The sequence below is a fragment of the uncultured Fibrobacter sp. genome, assembly GCF_946062555.1.
Lineage (GTDB): Bacteria > Fibrobacterota > Fibrobacteria > Fibrobacterales > Fibrobacteraceae > Fibrobacter.
The window spans coordinates 1-16,784 of the sequence record NZ_CAMGVQ010000003.1 but is presented as its reverse complement, the minus strand read 5'-3'; the positions used below and the strand labels follow the sequence as shown (position 1 = coordinate 16,784).

The following is a 16,784-nucleotide window of genomic DNA, read 5'->3' as shown; positions in this document are numbered from 1 at the left end:
TCTCATCCTAAAATTACCCTTAAAAAAGGGATTTTTTCACCCTGCAAAGAAGGTTTCCATTGACATATTGTCCATAGGATACAGAAAAAGCCCCGTTCTGCACGGGGCTCGCCTTCAAAATTCAGGATTTAACTAATCGACGTCCTTGACACCGTAGATGGTGATGTCATCGACCCAGATTTCAAACGGGCCACCAACGCCACCGCCAAAGATGTTCAGGTTGGTCACGTGATCCTTGACTTTTTCCCAACCGATGTTGCCTCCGATTCTCACCGTATCGGCAACATCTTCCGGAGTCACCACATAGCGGGTCCAGGCGGTATCGAGTGTCATGTGCACCCACGCCTTGCCGTTTTCGTAGCCGTTCTTTTCCAAATCGACACTGTCCATCTGCACGTCGAACGAGAAGCTAATCCACTGTGCCGAATCTTCACGCGCCTCGCTGCCGCGAGCCCAGAACACAACGGAATCAAGTTCCGAAAGGTCTGTCACTCCACGGAGCGTCTTGCCCATCAATACCCAGTTGTAGTTGGAGTCATTGGTATATACAAAGTGCGCCGCCAGCCCTTCGCGATCGAGCCCGGCCGAATCAGTGCCAAGCTTGGCGCTAGCGTACTGAGAAACAGTCGTGTACCAGCCGTAGGTACTGTCCTCGAAGTCTTCGAACAACACCACCGGATAAACATCGACCGTATCCTCGACCACGGAATCCTTCGGAACCGTGTCCTTCGAAACCGTATCGGCCGCGACACCAATCTTCACGTTCTCGGAAGTCTTTTCGGAAGACACGTGAACCGTGCGGGCGCCCACCGGCAAGAAGCTGTCGTAAGACGAAACCGTTCCGTCAAGACCGGCAACCTCGTAGGTGCTATAGACAAAGCCCACCACGCTGAAATTACCCGCCGGCAAGTTTTCAAAGACAAAGTTGCCCAGCGAGTCAGTTTGAACAAAGTAATCAAATCCCTGGATACCCACGGTTACAGAGCGGACATCTTCGGGCAGAAACACCTGACCGGACATCGAGCCCGTCGCCGCCACCTTGAGGGAAACAGAATCCAAAGAACTGTCGGTCACCTCGACACGCTTGAAATCCTTGAGGGTATTTTCGCGCGCCTCAATCGTATAGCTACCCGGTTTCAGTCTCGGGAGGTTCAACCGGCCCTGGTCGTCGGTTTCGGCGTTCAGAATGCCTGCCGCGGAATCAGTTTCGACCACCGGAGATTCAAGATTATCGGATTCATCACTCAAAGTAAGGCTATTCGCGCCCGCCAAGAAATCGGAAGGACGCACAAAAACCCTAGTACGGGCAGCAGGCGTCCCATCGCCCTTCTGCACCGTAAGCACGACCGCGACCGAGTTCTCCGTTTCAAGCGAAGAACCAGCCGTATCCTTGCCGGCCGTACACGCCGCAATGAGCGCACCCACCGCAGTAGTCAAACCTATATGCCACACCCACTTCTTCATTTAGACTCCCTTTTGTCACCCTCCACAGCATCAACGGTACGGACACCGCCCTTTCGCGCTATCGGATAGAACGCCATCGAAAGCTGCATCACCCGGTCGGAATTCTTGGCACCATCCACTCTCTTCTGGACCAGACGCCTAAATTCCCTAAGCATTTCTCCCAAGTCATCGAAGCAAGTCTGATCAACGGACAATGTAAGTGTAGAAATATTTCTTTCGTCCACAGGAATATTGTCAAGCGCATTACTAGCCAAAGAAAGCACTTCTTTCTGGAAATGACGCACGGCCTGTTTCTTTTCGGGGCCACCCACAGTCAAGTGAGCATCAGTCAGTGCCAGTTTACCCGACGCCATTTTCTTCACCAGGCCCACTTCGAGCAAGGTGTCAATTGCTTCTTTTGCCTGTTCCTCGGTAATCGGGGGACAGATATCGCGCGAAATCTGCTTGACATTCACCACGCCACCGTTCAGTTCCAGGTAGGCGCGCACGGCGGGAATCCACCAGTTTTCGAGCAGTTTGAGTTCGGCTGCCTGCAGACTGTGGCGGTCCACGTCCCTCAAATCGAGGGCCTTCGCCATCAGCTCCTCGCGCTTGTTCTTGTCCTTGGTTGCAGCGGCAGAGAACAGCAAGTCAAAGTATTCGGCCTCGCGACCGGACAGATGCAGGATTTCTTTCGCGGCGGGGAGCGCATGAGCCGGGAGGTGCTGCTTCTTCTGCAGCACACGGTAAAGGTAGCTGGAATCCAATCCCAGCTTGTCCCCCATCATACGATACGAGTAGAAAGGCATCTCAGCCTTCCTGCGGTCGTAGTACTCCTTCAAGAAGTCGCGGTAATCCGATATGTCAGAAAACGTAACCATAATTTTTTACCCGTATATTTACATAAATAAAATAGACTTTGCAGGTAAAGAAACATATACCTAGTGTGATTTTCGCATGGATGTTTTATCCAAGCGGATTGTGACGCAAGTCACAGAGGCGCGATGTGAAGTGAGGGGTGAGGTGGGGTGTGAAGGGCGAGGGGTGAGAGGTGTGGGGTGGGAGCAACCCGTTTGGCCTGTACGCAGCCCCATTTCGCAGAAAAAAACTCACAATTTGCAAATGAGTAGCAAATTTTGCGAAATTTTACTATATTTTGCGAACGATTCGCAAATTCATCCCGTGCAAGACGCATCGCGCGCCCTCCTAACGGCGAAAATTTGCGAAAAACGAGGAAAAATGGAATACAAGACGCAAACAAGGCAAAAAATCACGGACTACATGGCCGAGAATCCCGACCGGATTTTCAAGGCGTCCGAAATCGCCAAAAGTTTGCCCGAAGTTTCACTGAGTACTATATACAGGAACCTGTCCCGTATGGAAAAGGCCGGCGTCGTACAGATTGTCGGTGCCGACGACAACAACGAGTTGCGCTACCGCTACACGGGTCCAGGCCAGTGCGAAGAAAAGATGCACCTCGTATGCAAGGAATGCGGCAAGTTCTTTCACCTGGAAGGCCCCGCCCTCAAGGTGTTACAGCTTTCGGTGCAACGCAGCGGATTCGAACTTGACCAGCAACAGTCCGTGTTGCTCGGCCGCTGCTCCGGCTGTTCGCGGAGGCGTCATGGTTAAAGCACTCTTCAACAAGTTGCTGGTATTTTTAGCATCGCTCTACGTGGCCAAGCATCTGGAACACCACTGCCACGGCGAACACTGCCACGTGTGCCACCACATCCACCGTTGCCTGGGACTGATTTCGGTTTGCATGGAACTGGTGGTGGCGCCGTTTGAACTTGCTTTACGGTTTTTCTATTTCCAATTAGTTTGCTTCAAGGCGGCAGTCGCGCCGTCGACAACTCTTGTTTCACAGAAAGTCCTGCTACTGAATTGATGATCCCCTTCGGCACGGCTCGTGTCACAGAAAATAAAGCATCAACTCAATTTCACGCCAAAACGGCGAAGGACTTTTAATGAAGAAGATTGCATTCATTGCATCTATTTTTGCGCTACTTACACTCTTTATAGCGTGCAACTCGGATTCCGAAAAGAAGAATTCGGAACAAGCGGCAAACAACGGCAAAAAGATTTCCGTTGTCGCCACCATTTACCCGCAATACGCCTGGCTCAAAGAAATCCTTGGCAACCAGGCTGATTCCCTGAACCTTACGCTCTTGGTCAAGAACGGCATGGACTTGCACAGTTACAAGCCCTCGGCTGCCGACATCGCGACAATCGCCAAGGCCGATATGATCGTGTACGTCGGTGGCGAATCGGACAAATGGATCGAAAAGGCACTTGAAGCAACGCCCAACGAAAAGCGCGTGCAGGTGAACTTGCTCGAGGCATTGGGCGACCGCGTCAAGGCCGAAGAAATCGTCGAAGGCATGCAAGCCGAAGAGGAACATGAACACCATCATGAACACGCCGAAGAACACGAACATCTCGAGTACGAAGCCCATGCCGAAGAAGTCGAAAACGATGAACATATTTGGCTTTCGTTGAAGAATGCAGAACTGCTGGTGATGAACCTTGCCGACGCCCTCTCGAAAGCGGATACAACACACGCTACGGAATACCACATGAACGCGGCCCTTTACATCGCAAAGATTAGCGCGCTGGATGCCCAGTACCGCGCAGCAACAGACAGTGCCCATTTCAAGACCATTTTGTTTGGCGACCGATTCCCGTTTCGTTATCTGGTGGATGATTACGGCATTAAGTATTTTGCCGCGTTTGTTGGCTGTTCCGCCGAAAGCGAAGCGAGCTTCGAGACGGTAGCTTTCTTGGCCGGCAAGATGGATTCGCTTGCGCTCCCCGCGATTTTCACGATTGACGGAAGCAACGGGAAAATTGCGCGCGCGATTCTTGACGCCAGCAAGAAGTCGAAGGAAACGCCGGTTCTTACGCTGAATTCGATGCAGTCCATCAAGAATTCGCAGATGGATTCCGCAAACTATCTCGATATCATGCGCGAAAATCTCGAAGTGATCAAAAAGGCTTTGAAGTAGGTTCACTATGGTTTTGATTAAGTGCCGTCAATTGACACTTGGGTACGGGAACAAAGATATCGTAAGCGATTTCGACTACGACATAAACGCAGGTGACTACCTGTGCATCGTGGGCCGCAACGGTTCCGGAAAGACCACGCTTTTGCGCGGCATTTCGGGACTGCTTTCTCCCAAGAGCGGAAGTATCGAATTGTGCGACGGCCTTACGCGAAACCAGATTGGCTACTTGCCGCAAATCACGAACGTGCAGAAAGATTTTCCGGCTTCGGTCGAAGAAATCGTGCTGTCGGCATTCCAAGGTAAAAAGGGACTCTTGCCGTTTTACAATAGGGCCCACCGCGATCGCGCCATGGAATGCATGGCGCTTACGCGGACCGAAAGCCTCGCAAAATCTTGCTTCCGCGAACTTTCGGGGGGCCAAAGGCAGCGCGTTCTTTTGGCCCGGGCCCTCTGCGCCGCCGAACGTTTGCTGCTCCTAGACGAGCCGGTGACAGGCCTCGATCCAGAATCTACGGAAACCATGTACCGTATCATCGAAGAGCTGCATCAGAAAGGAATGACCGTCGTCATGGTCACTCACGATGTAGACACTGCCCTCGACGATGCCACCCGCGTGCTGGATTTCAATACCATTTCAACCAAGGAAAAATAAGTACTGGATTCCGTCGTTACGCTCCCGAATGACTTAAAAAAAACTCATATCACTTCCTACTGACCACTGTCTACCGCCTACTCTCTACTAACCCATGCCTGAACTTATCGAAAAACTTTCGTTCTATCTAGATTTCCCTTTCGTTCGCTATGCGATTATCGTGGGCGTTCTCGTATCGCTGTGTTCGTCGCTCCTGGGCGTCACTCTCGTGCTCAAGCGCTATTCCTACATTGGCGACGGGCTTTCTCATGTGGCCTTCGGTGCGCTTTCGATTGCAGCCGTTCTCAAGGTAACCAACAACATGCTGATTATTCTCCCCATCACCATCGCAGTCGCCGTACTGCTTTTGTGCTCGGGCAAAAAGGCAAAGGTCAAAGGCGATGCCGCCATTGCCATGGTATCGGTGGGGGCGCTCGCTATCGGTTACTTGCTCATGAATATTTTCTCTACATCGGCAAATATTTCGGGCGACGTATGCACCACGCTTTTCGGCTCTACATCGATTCTCACGCTCAAGGTAGAAGAAGTCTACCTTTGCGTGGCACTTTCCATTGCTGTACTTACCGTATTCGTTATTTTCTACCATAAAATTTTTGCAATCACCTTTGACGAAAATTTCGCTCAGGCGACAGGCGTGCGCGTGATGCTTTACAACATCCTCGTCGCCGTGATTATCGCCGTCATCATCGTTCTCGCCATGAACCTGGTGGGCGCCTTGCTGGTGTCTGCCTTGGTCGTATTCCCGGCCCTTTCGGCCATGCGTCTTTTCAAGAGCTTTTTCTCGGTAACCGTTGCTGCAGGCATTATCTCAGTCCTATGCTCGCTTATCGGAATCTTGATTGCCATTTTGGCAGGGACGCCTGTGGGTTCGACCATCGTGGCCATGGACATCGTGGTGTTCGGAATCATTTGCCTTGTCAGCCTGATTCGCGATAAAAGAGTTTAATATCCAGAATATTCTTATTCCTCGTTTTATTCGCGCTCGCATTACCGAGTTTCGCGCAAAAACCAGGCCAAGTCAAGGCCCTTCATTTTGACTTGACTAAAATGAGCAGCACCGTCGTGTTCGCCCTAGTCCACCGCATGGTGACAGAACCCGCCAAGTTCCAGGGAAAATACATCAAGATGGGCGGCGGTATTTTCGAGCTTCTACGACGATCAAATCGACCGCCGCTTTTACGGCGGCGTCATTGCCGATGCACTCGCCTGCTGTTCGCAAGGACTCGCCTTTGAACTTGCGAAACCCCGCAAGTACCCAGAACAATACCCGGCCGAAGGCGATGCCATTATTGTCGAAGGCGATTTCGATTATGAAAAAGACGAAGGCGGTGGCGGATTCCCTATTATTCGCAATGCTGATATGCAGACTAAATAAAAACTTTTCTATATTTATGCATAAAATTAAATAAATGCATAACAAATATAAGTATGGTGGTTCGTGCCATGGAAAAGAAAATGACTCTACGCGAAGCTTTTGAAAGCAAGATGATGCTGCTCGATGGCGGCATGGGTTCTGTCATCCAGACTTACGGGATCAAGGGCGCGAACAACGACATGCTCTCCATCGAGAAGCCGGAAATCATTCTCGATATCCAGCGCCGCTACGTGGATGCGGGCGTGGACTGCTTGACGACGAATACGTTCTCGAGCCAACGCGTAAGCCAGCACGAATACCACCAGGAACACCGCATCGCCGAAATGAACCGCGCTGCCGTGAAGATTGCGAAGCAGGCCGCGGCGGAGGCCATGGAAAAGTACGGCCGCCAGGTGTACATCCTGGGCGACGTTGGCCCCACGAGCAAGATGCTCTCCATGAGCGAAGACGTGAACGACCCCGCGAGCCGTAGCATTACTTTCGACGAACTGGAAGACGCCTACTTGGAACAGATCCAGGCGCTGGTGGAAGAAGGCGTCGATGCGATTCTGATTGAAACGATTTTTGATACACTGAATGCGAAGGCTGCCGCAAGTGCATTTACCAAGGTGATGGAAAAACGCGCTGTCGACGCCGGCCCTTCGGCAAGCTCAGGGACCTTAGCCGCGGACCTCAAGCCGGTTGAAGTCATGTTCTCCATGACGGTGAGCGACGCCTCGGGCCGTACGCTTTCGGGCCAGACGGTGGAAGCGTTCGTCATAAGCATGATGCACATGCACCCGCTCTCCATCGGCCTCAACTGCGGGCTCGGTGCCGACGGTATGGTGCCTTACCTGCGCCGCATGGGCAAGGTTGCGCCCTGCTACATTAGCTGTCACCCGAATGCGGGGCTCCCGAACCAGTTCGGCGGTTACGACGACACCCCCGAAGACATGGTCAACAAGATGCATGTTTACCTGGACGACAAGCTGGTGAACATGATTGGCGGTTGCTGCGGTACCACGCCGGAACACATCGCCGCCATGCGCAAGATGCTGGACGCCCTGCCAGCCGATTACGAACGCCGCAAGCCCGCACCCAAGTACGCCACGAGCCCGCTCTTACGCCTCGCGGGTCTGGAGCCGCTGTTCAAGGAACAGGTGCGCCCCAGCGACGGTGCCAACAGTTGCAACGCCGAAGATTTTGTGAAGGTGGGCGAACGCTGCAACGTGGCTGGCTCCAAGAAGTTCCTGCGGCTCATCAACGAAAAAAATTACGAAGAAGCTTTAGACATTGCCCGCAAGCAGGTCGAAGACGGCGCCGACGTAATTGACGTAAACATGGACGACGGCCTGCTGGACGCCACCGCCGAAATGCAGACATTCCTGAATCTACTCGCATCAGACCCGGCCATCAGCCGCGTGCCCATCATGGTGGACTCTTCCCGTTTCGAAGTGATTGAAGCGGGCCTCAAGTGTGCACAGGGCAAATGCATCGTGAACTCCATCTCCCTCAAGATGGGCGAACAGGCATTTATTGATCACGCGCTCACCATCAAGCGCCTGGGTGCCGCCGTCATCGTGATGCTCTTTGACGAAGAAGGCCAGGCCACCAACTACGAGCGCCGCGTGCAAATCGCCGCCCGCGCTTACGACATCATGGTGAAGAAGCTCGGCTTCGATCCTTCAGACATTATTTACGACCCGAACATCTTGACGGTCGCTACAGGCATGGCCGAACACAATGCCTACGCCATCGACTTTATCCGCGCCGTCCGCTGGATTATGGACAACCTTCCTGGCGTACGCATTTCGGGAGGGCTTTCGAACCTTTCCTTCGCTTTCCGCGGTAACAACTACCTGCGCGAAGCGATGCACACCACCTTCTTGCATTACGCGATCCCAAACGGCATGGGCATGGCCATCATGAACCCCAGCGCGATTATCGAATACAAGACGATTCCGCAGGAACTCCGCATGGCCATTACCGAAGTCATCTACAACACGGAACCGGACGCGAGCGAAGCGCTTATTGAAATTGCAAGCCGCATGACCGCTGCCGCCGCTGCAGCCAAGGAAGCGGGCACCAAGTACGATCCGAAAGCAATTTTCGCCATGAGCACAGGCGCGGGTACAAGTTCCGCGGACGCAGGTGAAAGCGCCGCCGAAGCCAAGCCCACGACCCCCGAAGAACGCCTGCAAGAAGCGCTTCTCAAGGGAACCTCCACCACACTTCAGCCCGACCTGATGGAACTCATCAACCGTGGCGATAGCCCGGTGGGAATCATCTCTGGCCCGCTCATGGACGGCATGAACGAAGTGGGTCGCCGCTTTGGCGAAGGCAAGATGTTCTTGCCGCAAGTGGTAAAGACCGCACGCACCATGAAGAAGGCGGTAGAAATCTTGCAGCCCTACATCGAGGCGGGCAAAGACGCCAACGCATCGAGCCGCGGCAAAATCGTGATTGCAACCGTGAAGGGCGACGTGCACGATATCGGCAAGAATATTGTCTCCGTGATTATGGCCTGTAACGGCTACGAGATGGTGGACCTCGGCGTGATGGTTCCCGAAGACGTCATCGTGAAGGCGGTCATCGAAAACAAGGCCGACATCTTGAGCCTCTCCGGACTGATTACACCCTCACTCGAAGAAATGTGCACCGTGGCAAAGGCCATGCAGGACGCAGGCCAGCGCATTCCAATTATCGTCGGTGGCGCAACGACCTCGCCCACGCATACTGCCGTGAAAATCGCACCATGCTACGACGGTCCCGTATTCCACGTACGCGATGCCGCAAGCAACCCGGGCCTCGCCCAGAAACTTTTGGATCCGGCGACTAGCGAACAGACCATTCGCGAAAACCGGGTCGAACAGCAGCGTATCCGCGACAAGCAAAACGGCATCCAGACAGAAGCCGCGAATGCCATGGCCGCTGCCGAAAAGACTCCCGAAGAACGCCGTTACAGTTGCGACTGGAGCAAGTACCAGCCCGTGGAACCGCCGTTCATGGGCGAAAGCAAGCTTCCGCCGATTTCTCTCGAAAAAGTCATCCCGCTCATCAGCTGGGAATACTTCTTCTTCACCTGGAAGGTCAAAGCCGACCAGGAAGAAGCAAAGAAGCTCAAGGCCGACGCCGAAGAACTCATCAAGAGTCTCACAATGCCCGAGTATGCGCTGCGTGCCGTGCAGGCGTTCTACCCTGCCGCCGGTACGGCAAGTTCAGTCATCTTCAACACGGGCCGTACCGGCACCGACTCCGACCTTGTCGAAGTCGCCACGGCACGCCAGCAGAACCCGGAAGGCACCTGCCTTGCCCTCTGCGACTACGTTGCACCCGCAAACGCGAATACCGCAAGCATCTTCGCCGCCCCCGCCGGTAAAGATGTTTTCCGCGACATCGTGGGTGCCTTCGCCGTCACCGTAAGCGAAGCCTTCGTGAAGCGCCTCGAAAAGCTCAAGGCAGAACAGGGCGGCAGCGACTACGACGTTCTTTTGATGCAGACTGTCGCCGACCGCCTCGCCGAAGCAGGCGCCGAATACCTGAGCCAGGAGCTCGCCCGCACCAACGGCTGGAAGGGCATCCGCCCGGCCGTCGGCTACCCCGTGCTCCCAAACATCAAGGAAATCTTCAACGTCGCGAAACTCATCGACTTCGACAGTGTCGGAATATCGCTCACCGAGAACGGCGCCATGTACCCGCAAGCCTCCGTGAGCGGCCTCTACATCAGCCACCCCGATGTGGACTACTTCCACGTGAAGGCGTAAGAAAAATACGCATTTTTTTATCTATACTACAAACCGTAGCATATAGAAAAATCCCGAGATTTGAAATCTTCGGGATTTTTCATTACCGGGTTTTTAGCGAACTCGGGACCTCACTTCACGTTCATTCTAAAGGAGGAGCCGTTGGGAGTCTTCACCATATAAATGCCAGCGTCCATAACGCGACTGCGAACCATGTCGCGGGCCTCGCGAGAAGATGTTGCGTTCAAATGGTCCATCAAGCGACCCTGGGAGTTGTATATCTTGTAAGTTCCCACATTGGAAACATCCAAATTCAAGCTATAACCTCCACGGATTCCGTCAGGTTCATCCAATCCTGCTTCGGTAAGTGCAAACTGAATCCAGTCCAAATTGCCGTAAGCGCCAGTCACCACCACACGGAGAACATGTTCGCCCTTGATCAACGTTTCAGTCTTACCTTCGATGGTACCGTAGGTATTCCAGTCTTCGCCCTTGGGAATAGAGATGGTATCGCTTACCGCCTTGCCATCCAGGAACAACTGGAAGCCAGCAACATCTAAGCCGCTTGCCACATTGGCACGGAACAGGAACTGGGCAGTTTCAGCCACTTCGACGGTATATTCCATCCATTCGCCAGCATCGGTATAACCCACAGCATAGCCCTTGCAGTCTGCAGTTGCAGCAGAATCGGCGCAATCCAAACCTACAACGTCTACACCGTCTTCGCGATAAACTTTACCTTCGTTTACAGCATCCTTATCCTTGTAGGAAATGCTCTGGCCACCTTCATCGTAATTTTCAAATTCAATTCTACCCGGGATCGTGGCAGCGGCCCCACCGAAAGGAGCCTGAGGGACAATATTGGAGAAATCTGCCACAGGAATTTCCTTGATACTACGAATGTACTGGAAATCCTTCTCGATGCCAGCATTGTTTACCACATCGGCGTTGTAGTAATCGTTGGTCTGCTGAAGAGTATTTTGTCCAGCCTGATTCGTTCCCACGCCTGCAGGAGAATTCTTGAATACGTTTTCCTTCACGGTGAAGCCGCTGGAACCTTCATCCAGATAGATGGGCACATTCCAATAGTCAGCCCACTTTGAGGTTCCATTGTCGTGGATATAGTTATGCTGAATTTCGCTACCGGTACCCTGATTGGAAAGGGTGTAAATCGGACCGGAGTCACACAGCAAGCGGGCAATATGATGGATATTGTTCCAGTTGATGTGATTGTTGGTCATGGCGGTTTCTTTCTTGGTCCAGCCAAAGCCAACAGAAATTCCAGAGTAGTATGTGTAAGACACTTCGTTATGTTCAATCACCACATAGCGGGGGTAACCAGCGCCAATACCCACGGCACCCTGGTGCTCGTTGGTGACGTTAGTAATCAGGTTGTTCTTGATGGTATCGCGAGTGCTGATTTCTTCCTTGTCAGAGGGGTTGTATCCTTCATGAATTTCGCTGAGGGAGTCGGGAGCGAACTTCCCCAGCATAATGCCAGCAGCACCCACTTCAAAGAAGGCATTGCCCTGAATCAAGTCGTCGTTAGTTCCAGAAACAAAATCAAGGCCGGTAGCCGCAATCTGGGAGAAGACGCAACCCTGCACCAAAAAGTGATGGGCATTTTCCACACGGAAAGCGGCATCGGGGCGCCACAATACATACTTGTTACTGTTCAGCTTTTCCCAGTTTCCGCGGCTAGGGTCCGGCAAGACATCCACGTTAAAGTTGGCTGCCTGCAAATCCAAGAAACCTTCTTCGCTGGGGCGGGTATAATTGGAATGGGCAAAGGTCAGACCTTCGAAAGCCATATAACCAACTTTATTTTTGGTATCCTTGCCAAGAACATTGAACAGCGTGTTGATGCGGGGAGCCACCACATTGGCGGTCTGCATATTTTCGCCCTTGCGAGCCTTGTAATAAAGCACATGTTCCTTTTCGTCCAGGAACCATTCCCCTTCCGCATCAAGAAGGTCGTAGGAATTTTCCAGATAGAAGGCCTGCTGCTTGGGCGGATTGCTCATGAAGGCCGTGCCCAGCATAGGGTAAGCTCGATGGAACAGCTTGGTACGTTCAGGATCCTTGGGAATCAGTTTTGCGGTACCGCCGTTTACTTCGGCTTTTTCCAGACGCAAAATGTTCTCGGACCAGGCAATCATCAAGTGGATTTCAACATTCTCGATGTTCTTGATATTCTTGATGTAGTCCGCAGACACATCGAAAGCGCGACCGGTGGAGTCCACCTTAGTCAAACGAACAAAATCGTGGTCAAAACCGCCAACGCCCTTATCATTTGCGGCAATTACATTGGGGAAGCAGGCACGAACAGCCTTCTGGTTATTCACATAAAGCTGGCGGAAACGACCTTCCACATTTTCAGCCTTCCAGATGTTATTGGCTTCGTCATGAAGAGTCCAGCCTGTAATAGGCATGCCGCCGGTAATCAGCGGATGTTCGCCTTCCGCAGCCTTGTAGCGAACATAATAGCCATTCTTACCGCCATCCCGTTCGTCAAAATTGATGGTATTGGTTACTTGATAGGTGCCTTCACAAAGAATCACCTCGATGTCGCCTGTCATGGAACCATTAATGGCGCGCACTGCCTTCTGGGCAGCACCAATGGTCTTGAAAGGTGCATCCTTAGTGCCTTTTGCAGCATCACTCCCATCGGGAGCCACATAAAAAGTTGCCTGAGTTGCCGCCTGTGCCAAGCCGGCCAAGCCAAAAGCAGCGGCACAAAAAACAGCCTTATTGAAAAAAAACTTCAAAGCCATATATCCTCACTACAAGCGACCCAAACAAAATTCGCTCTTCAACCAACCTAAAGATATTTTTCGGCACCGCAAAAATAAACGGCATAAAAAAACATTCCATGGACAAGTTGTCAATGGGATGAATTCTTCAAGAGGTTTAGTCTAGTATTACTTGCGAATACCGCTAGCGGTTCCAACCATTAGGAGCGTCCACATCAATAAGGACATCACCGCCGCCGCCAAGGTTATGTGTTTCCACGGAGCTTTTAACTCCAAGCCAACCACGCATTCTTTTGACGCGATCCATTCGAGCCTTCTCCGCCTTTTCGGCAGCCGCACTTTCAGCAGAAATTTCAGGAACCTTCTTCTCTTCGTTCATGGCAGTAAAGATAGCAAGATTTTTGTCATTTATAGGCGTAATCATCGGCTACATAAATCACGCCATTGCCACATTTTCTTCATGTAGTGGCGCATTCTTTCTACAACAATTGTTTCACAGCTATCTGCAGGTATAGGCAAAAATGGGTAGCTGACATATTGGCCTTTTTCCAAATCCTGATTCAAATAATAATGGGCTTGTCAATAGGGGAAATCGTCTATTTCACTCAGAAAGATTTGAGTTTTCCCTCAAAATACACGTCGCCAACGTCTTTTGAGCCTCACCCAACGCACCATAGTTCTCCATCACCGACCTTACATCCAGCAAGATTCCCGCGATTCGGTGGTAAGGACGGTAATCGACCTCGCCCGGCCTTGCATCAAGATTTTTCCAGTTCCCATGGCAAAAGCCTATAAAGCGCATCTTGCAAGGACGCGTTTCAAAGCCGTCGTCCGGCGGTAGATTCAAGTTCTCGCCATCAAAACAATACGGCAGTAGGAACGCGTTGTAAATAGGCTTGGGCAGAGTGTCATTCTGGAGCGAAGCCGAAGGCGTTGCGATAGAATCCACGCCTAAAATTTCTTTCCAATGTGTTTCCACATACTCCGCATAAGCAATTTGCTTGCAGATTGAACCAGATGATGGTAAATCTGATGCAGAACCAGTCACGCCAAACTTATAATACTTGGCATCCAGAACATAAAGACGATTGCCTTCCTCATCCCACATAATCGTATCGGGACGCATTGCATAATTGGGATTTTCGTATCCGCGGGCTCCAGAACTCAGATCCCATTCACAATGCGGATTAAATTTATCCTTGGCAACTCCCTGCGGCAACTTCCCGAAAATTTTATCCACCATCGCTTCCCACACGGGGGCGAAGGTGTTTACGCCAAAATAAAAATCGTCTGCCGTTTTTCCGTCTTCGGTTTTATGCCCGGCAAGATACTCCACAATTCGGGCCAAGTCGGCGAGCAAGCGCAAATCGCGGTCGTTAAACGTTTTCGCGAGTTTAGAATGAATTGCGTTACAGAACAGGTCATAATCAAAATCCAACAGCGGTTCTTCGGACGGATCTACGCCAAACAAAAATCCGAGTTTCACAAGAGCGTCGTGAACGCAGAACTTGTGGACCTGCGTAATGAGCGTATCTTCGTTATAACTGACTTTACGGGCGATAAAGTCTAGGTACACGAGATTCTGTGCATCTTCGGTAATGACAGGTTGCACGGCCTTGATTGTCCGTCCCCAATGGATTTTCCCGTTCGCGCCCTTTTTGTACAGAATTTCCTTTTCGTCAAGGTAGCCGAAATCAAGAAAATTCCGAATAACATTCAAGTACGAAACCATCGGAAATTCAGATTCGCCATGTTCTTCCGCAAATGTGGAAATGGACGAATCCTGATGAATCTGTTCCTGCAGCAAAGGGTCAGAAAGTACCGTAAAAAGATTGACGACGCATTCCCGTAATTCTTCTTCGGGGAGTTCGCGCAAAGCCGTGTCATCCTTGAAATATCCCAAAGGAAAGATGATGCTTGTTTCCAGCGCGCCACCTTCCTTTGATTTTTCGCAACGAATGCCGACGAACTCGGTCTCCGAATTCGCCTTGGATTCGCAGGAACATATTTCGTTTAGCTTTTGCATCAAGGATTACAGCGTTGGCGATGCTACAAATGCGACAAGATTCGCCTTGTCCTTGAAAACGTCAAAGCGTTCTTTCCCTTCAGACGGTTTTTCAAAGAAGTTAATCAGCTTTTCCAACGTGTCGATACCATCTGCAAAAATCTGCGGACGCTTGAACTTGAAAACGTCATCCCACAGGAACTTCAGGACCTTTTCGGCAAAGACCTTGTCGTCGATAATGCCGCCCACGTTGCTTACGAACCAGACTCCAAGCCGCTTGTCTTCGGTACTAGAAAGACCTTTGAGGGTGGCTGTAATTTTAGCGTTGATCCATCCCCAGAACTTTCCCCACTGGATACCGGTGTCGTCAATTTCCGCTTCGTATTGAGTTTTGACAGCGGGCTTAGTGAGGTCAAATTCGTTGCGAACCAGCTCCATATCGAAACGGCGCTGGAAAGCGTTATCCAACGTGAACACATTTTGGTCGCTGGTGTTCATCGTCGCCAAGATGGAAAGGTTAGGCGGCAAGCGGATAGCTGTATTCGAATCAAAGCGAATATTCCCAATTTGAATGCTATTTTCAGTTCCCCGAATATAGGCGTTGACATCATCGTTCTGGACAAAATACTGGCTCCAGCCTTCTGTAAACGTATTTGCCGCCGCATTTGCAGGGTCGTTGCCGAGAGAGTCTGTTTCGCCTGTCTTGAGCCTGTCTAACAACTGGAAGGTGTCACCGAAAATGGCAGCCGCATTACCGCGGTTGATTTCTTCGATAACCAGATAAAATTGTTCATTAGGGTTGAGATACGCCCGCTTGATAATTTGCGTAAACGGCCCGGGAGTAAATTCGTAGGTGACGTGACCGTTGACTTTCGGTAAAATCTGACCGATGAATTCGGCATTGGTGTATTCCGGATGGAACACGACACGAACCTTGTTCTTCTCAGGAACGTTCTTCAGTTTCTCCCTAATTTTATTGCTCTTGCCGCACCCCGGAACGCCGTAGTAGATGATTTGTTTGGGCGGGTCAAGTGGTTGAACAGGAACTTTTACCTTTTTTGACGTTTCTAGGTTATTTTCTTCATCAGATTCTTTTTCACCTGACAACAACAAAAGATGCCTATCATTTTTATTCAACAAAATGTTGAATGTTTCATAGTTTTGATCACCAACTTTTATCAGCTTTATTCTATATGTTGTTTCAACCTGTTCTACATACAGAAGATCCTCGATTGCAATATCTTCGTGATTTTCTTTTAATAACTGTACAATAGCAGAATCAATGTAAAAGAAACCATCAGTTTTTTTTACATTTATATCTTTAATTTCGCTTGCATTCTTAAAGTGTGCAAAGGGGTATGACTTACTCGTTCCGAGATTCTCGAAAAAAGTTTTCTCTGGATTGAAAAAGAATCTAACTATGTCATGTGTTAGCATGATTCCGTTAGAACTACAATCATTATTTTCGATTTTCTTTATATATAAATGCATATTTTGCTACCTATTAAAAAAATCAAAAAAAGCTTGTTTGTCATTTCGATCGTTGTAAACATGATAATCAGGAATATTTTGATTATTCGCAGATACGTTAAAATCTGTTCTGATATGTATTATGTTTGAAAAATCGCACAACATGTTCTTTACATTGGCCAAATTTCCTGTTTGTTCACCAAAAATTGTATTGCAAATATCCTCTAAGTGATGTAATTCACTTCTTCGAGCGGCTATGTCGGCTATTGCGTATAAAAGAATTACAGGCTGATTTATTTTTGGCAACCTCTAAAAATTACCCCAAAACGACTATTTACAAATAAACTAACATTTGC

Annotated in this window: 13 protein-coding genes; 6 read left to right on the top strand and 7 right to left on the bottom strand. The window is 50.5% G+C overall.

The genetic code is table 11. From position 1 onward, the window contains the following. Positions 1 to 132 precede the first annotated feature (132 nt). Complete coding sequence (locus tag Q0P86_RS01185; protein WP_294112783.1) at positions 133 to 1,464, bottom strand: hypothetical protein; 1,332 nt, start codon at positions 1,462 to 1,464, stop codon at positions 133 to 135. Next, positions 1,461 to 2,324, bottom strand: coding sequence for a DUF4423 domain-containing protein (locus tag Q0P86_RS01180; RefSeq protein WP_294112785.1), 864 nt, complete (start codon positions 2,322 to 2,324; stop codon positions 1,461 to 1,463). The genes Q0P86_RS01185 and Q0P86_RS01180 overlap by 4 nt, the downstream gene beginning before the upstream one ends. Positions 2,325 to 2,682: 358 nt before the next feature. Between Q0P86_RS01180 and Q0P86_RS01175 the strand changes: the two genes are divergently transcribed. The 5 genes from Q0P86_RS01175 (at position 2,683) to Q0P86_RS01155 (ending at position 6,049) form a co-directional block, all read left to right on the top strand. Then, positions 2,683 to 3,075: a Fur family transcriptional regulator gene (locus Q0P86_RS01175; protein WP_290995424.1), complete on the top strand. Its 393-nt coding sequence runs from the start codon at positions 2,683 to 2,685 to the stop codon at positions 3,073 to 3,075. Next, positions 3,068 to 3,334 carry a hypothetical protein gene (locus Q0P86_RS01170; protein ID WP_295036832.1) on the top strand — a complete coding sequence of 89 codons (267 nt, stop codon included), beginning with the start codon at positions 3,068 to 3,070 and terminating at the stop codon, positions 3,332 to 3,334. Before Q0P86_RS01175 ends, Q0P86_RS01170 begins: the two co-directional genes overlap by 8 nt. Before the next feature lie 79 nt (positions 3,335 to 3,413). Then, positions 3,414 to 4,451, top strand: a complete 1,038-nt coding sequence (locus Q0P86_RS01165; protein WP_295036830.1) for a metal ABC transporter substrate-binding protein — start codon at positions 3,414 to 3,416, stop codon at positions 4,449 to 4,451. A 7-nt stretch (positions 4,452 to 4,458) separates the two neighbouring features. After that, the gene (locus Q0P86_RS01160; RefSeq protein ID WP_295036827.1) at positions 4,459 to 5,103 is read left to right on the top strand and encodes an ABC transporter ATP-binding protein; all 645 of its coding nucleotides are present in this window, start codon (positions 4,459 to 4,461) and stop codon (positions 5,101 to 5,103) included. 94 nt (positions 5,104 to 5,197) lie between these two features. After that, on the top strand, positions 5,198 to 6,049 hold the full coding sequence (locus Q0P86_RS01155) for a metal ABC transporter permease (protein ID WP_294112791.1): 852 nt from the start codon (positions 5,198 to 5,200) through the stop codon (positions 6,047 to 6,049). A gap of 174 nt (positions 6,050 to 6,223) precedes the next feature. On the opposite strand, the gene Q0P86_RS01150 is transcribed toward Q0P86_RS01155, so the two are convergent. After that, the gene (locus tag Q0P86_RS01150) at positions 6,224 to 6,523 is read right to left on the bottom strand and encodes a hypothetical protein (protein WP_295036824.1); all 300 of its coding nucleotides are present in this window, start codon (positions 6,521 to 6,523) and stop codon (positions 6,224 to 6,226) included. Positions 6,524 to 6,546: 23 nt separating this feature from the next. Between Q0P86_RS01150 and metH the strand changes: the two genes are divergently transcribed. Further along, positions 6,547 to 10,221, top strand: coding sequence for a methionine synthase (gene metH, locus Q0P86_RS01145; RefSeq protein WP_295036822.1), 3,675 nt, complete (start codon positions 6,547 to 6,549; stop codon positions 10,219 to 10,221). A 110-nt stretch (positions 10,222 to 10,331) separates the two neighbouring features. Here metH and Q0P86_RS01140 read toward each other — a convergent pair whose 3' ends face one another. The 4 genes from Q0P86_RS01140 to Q0P86_RS01125 all read right to left on the bottom strand — a co-directional run bounded on the left by Q0P86_RS01140 (position 10,332) and on the right by Q0P86_RS01125 (position 16,065). Then, entirely contained in the window at positions 10,332 to 12,974 is a 2,643-nt protein-coding gene (locus Q0P86_RS01140) for a carbohydrate-binding protein (RefSeq protein ID WP_295036820.1), read from the bottom strand. Between the two features lie 163 nt (positions 12,975 to 13,137). Beyond that, positions 13,138 to 13,332: a hypothetical protein gene (locus Q0P86_RS01135; RefSeq protein ID WP_290995438.1), complete on the bottom strand. Its 195-nt coding sequence runs from the start codon at positions 13,330 to 13,332 to the stop codon at positions 13,138 to 13,140. A 222-nt stretch (positions 13,333 to 13,554) separates the two neighbouring features. Beyond that, positions 13,555 to 14,979: an LlaJI family restriction endonuclease gene (locus Q0P86_RS01130; RefSeq protein ID WP_295036817.1), complete on the bottom strand. Its 1,425-nt coding sequence runs from the start codon at positions 14,977 to 14,979 to the stop codon at positions 13,555 to 13,557. 6 nt (positions 14,980 to 14,985) lie between these two features. Continuing rightward, positions 14,986 to 16,065, bottom strand: a complete 1,080-nt coding sequence (locus Q0P86_RS01125; protein WP_295036815.1) for an AAA family ATPase — start codon at positions 16,063 to 16,065, stop codon at positions 14,986 to 14,988. Positions 16,066 to 16,784 lie beyond the last annotated feature (719 nt).

Coding starts and splice junctions, on each gene's coding strand:
- Q0P86_RS01130 (WP_295036817.1), bottom strand. CDS start 14,979: ATGCAAAAGCTAAACGAAATATGTTCCTGCGAATCCAAGGCGAATTCG.
- Q0P86_RS01165 (WP_295036830.1), top strand. CDS start 3,414: ATGAAGAAGATTGCATTCATTGCATCTATTTTTGCGCTACTTACACTC.
- Q0P86_RS01170 (WP_295036832.1), top strand. CDS start 3,068: ATGGTTAAAGCACTCTTCAACAAGTTGCTGGTATTTTTAGCATCGCTC.
- Q0P86_RS01160 (WP_295036827.1), top strand. CDS start 4,459: ATGGTTTTGATTAAGTGCCGTCAATTGACACTTGGGTACGGGAACAAA.
- Q0P86_RS01180 (WP_294112785.1), bottom strand. CDS start 2,324: ATGGTTACGTTTTCTGACATATCGGATTACCGCGACTTCTTGAAGGAG.
- Q0P86_RS01140 (WP_295036820.1), bottom strand. CDS start 12,974: ATGGCTTTGAAGTTTTTTTTCAATAAGGCTGTTTTTTGTGCCGCTGCT.
- metH (WP_295036822.1), top strand. CDS start 6,547: ATGGAAAAGAAAATGACTCTACGCGAAGCTTTTGAAAGCAAGATGATG.
- Q0P86_RS01185 (WP_294112783.1), bottom strand. CDS start 1,464: ATGAAGAAGTGGGTGTGGCATATAGGTTTGACTACTGCGGTGGGTGCG.
- Q0P86_RS01135 (WP_290995438.1), bottom strand. CDS start 13,332: ATGAACGAAGAGAAGAAGGTTCCTGAAATTTCTGCTGAAAGTGCGGCT.
- Q0P86_RS01175 (WP_290995424.1), top strand. CDS start 2,683: ATGGAATACAAGACGCAAACAAGGCAAAAAATCACGGACTACATGGCC.
- Q0P86_RS01155 (WP_294112791.1), top strand. CDS start 5,198: ATGCCTGAACTTATCGAAAAACTTTCGTTCTATCTAGATTTCCCTTTC.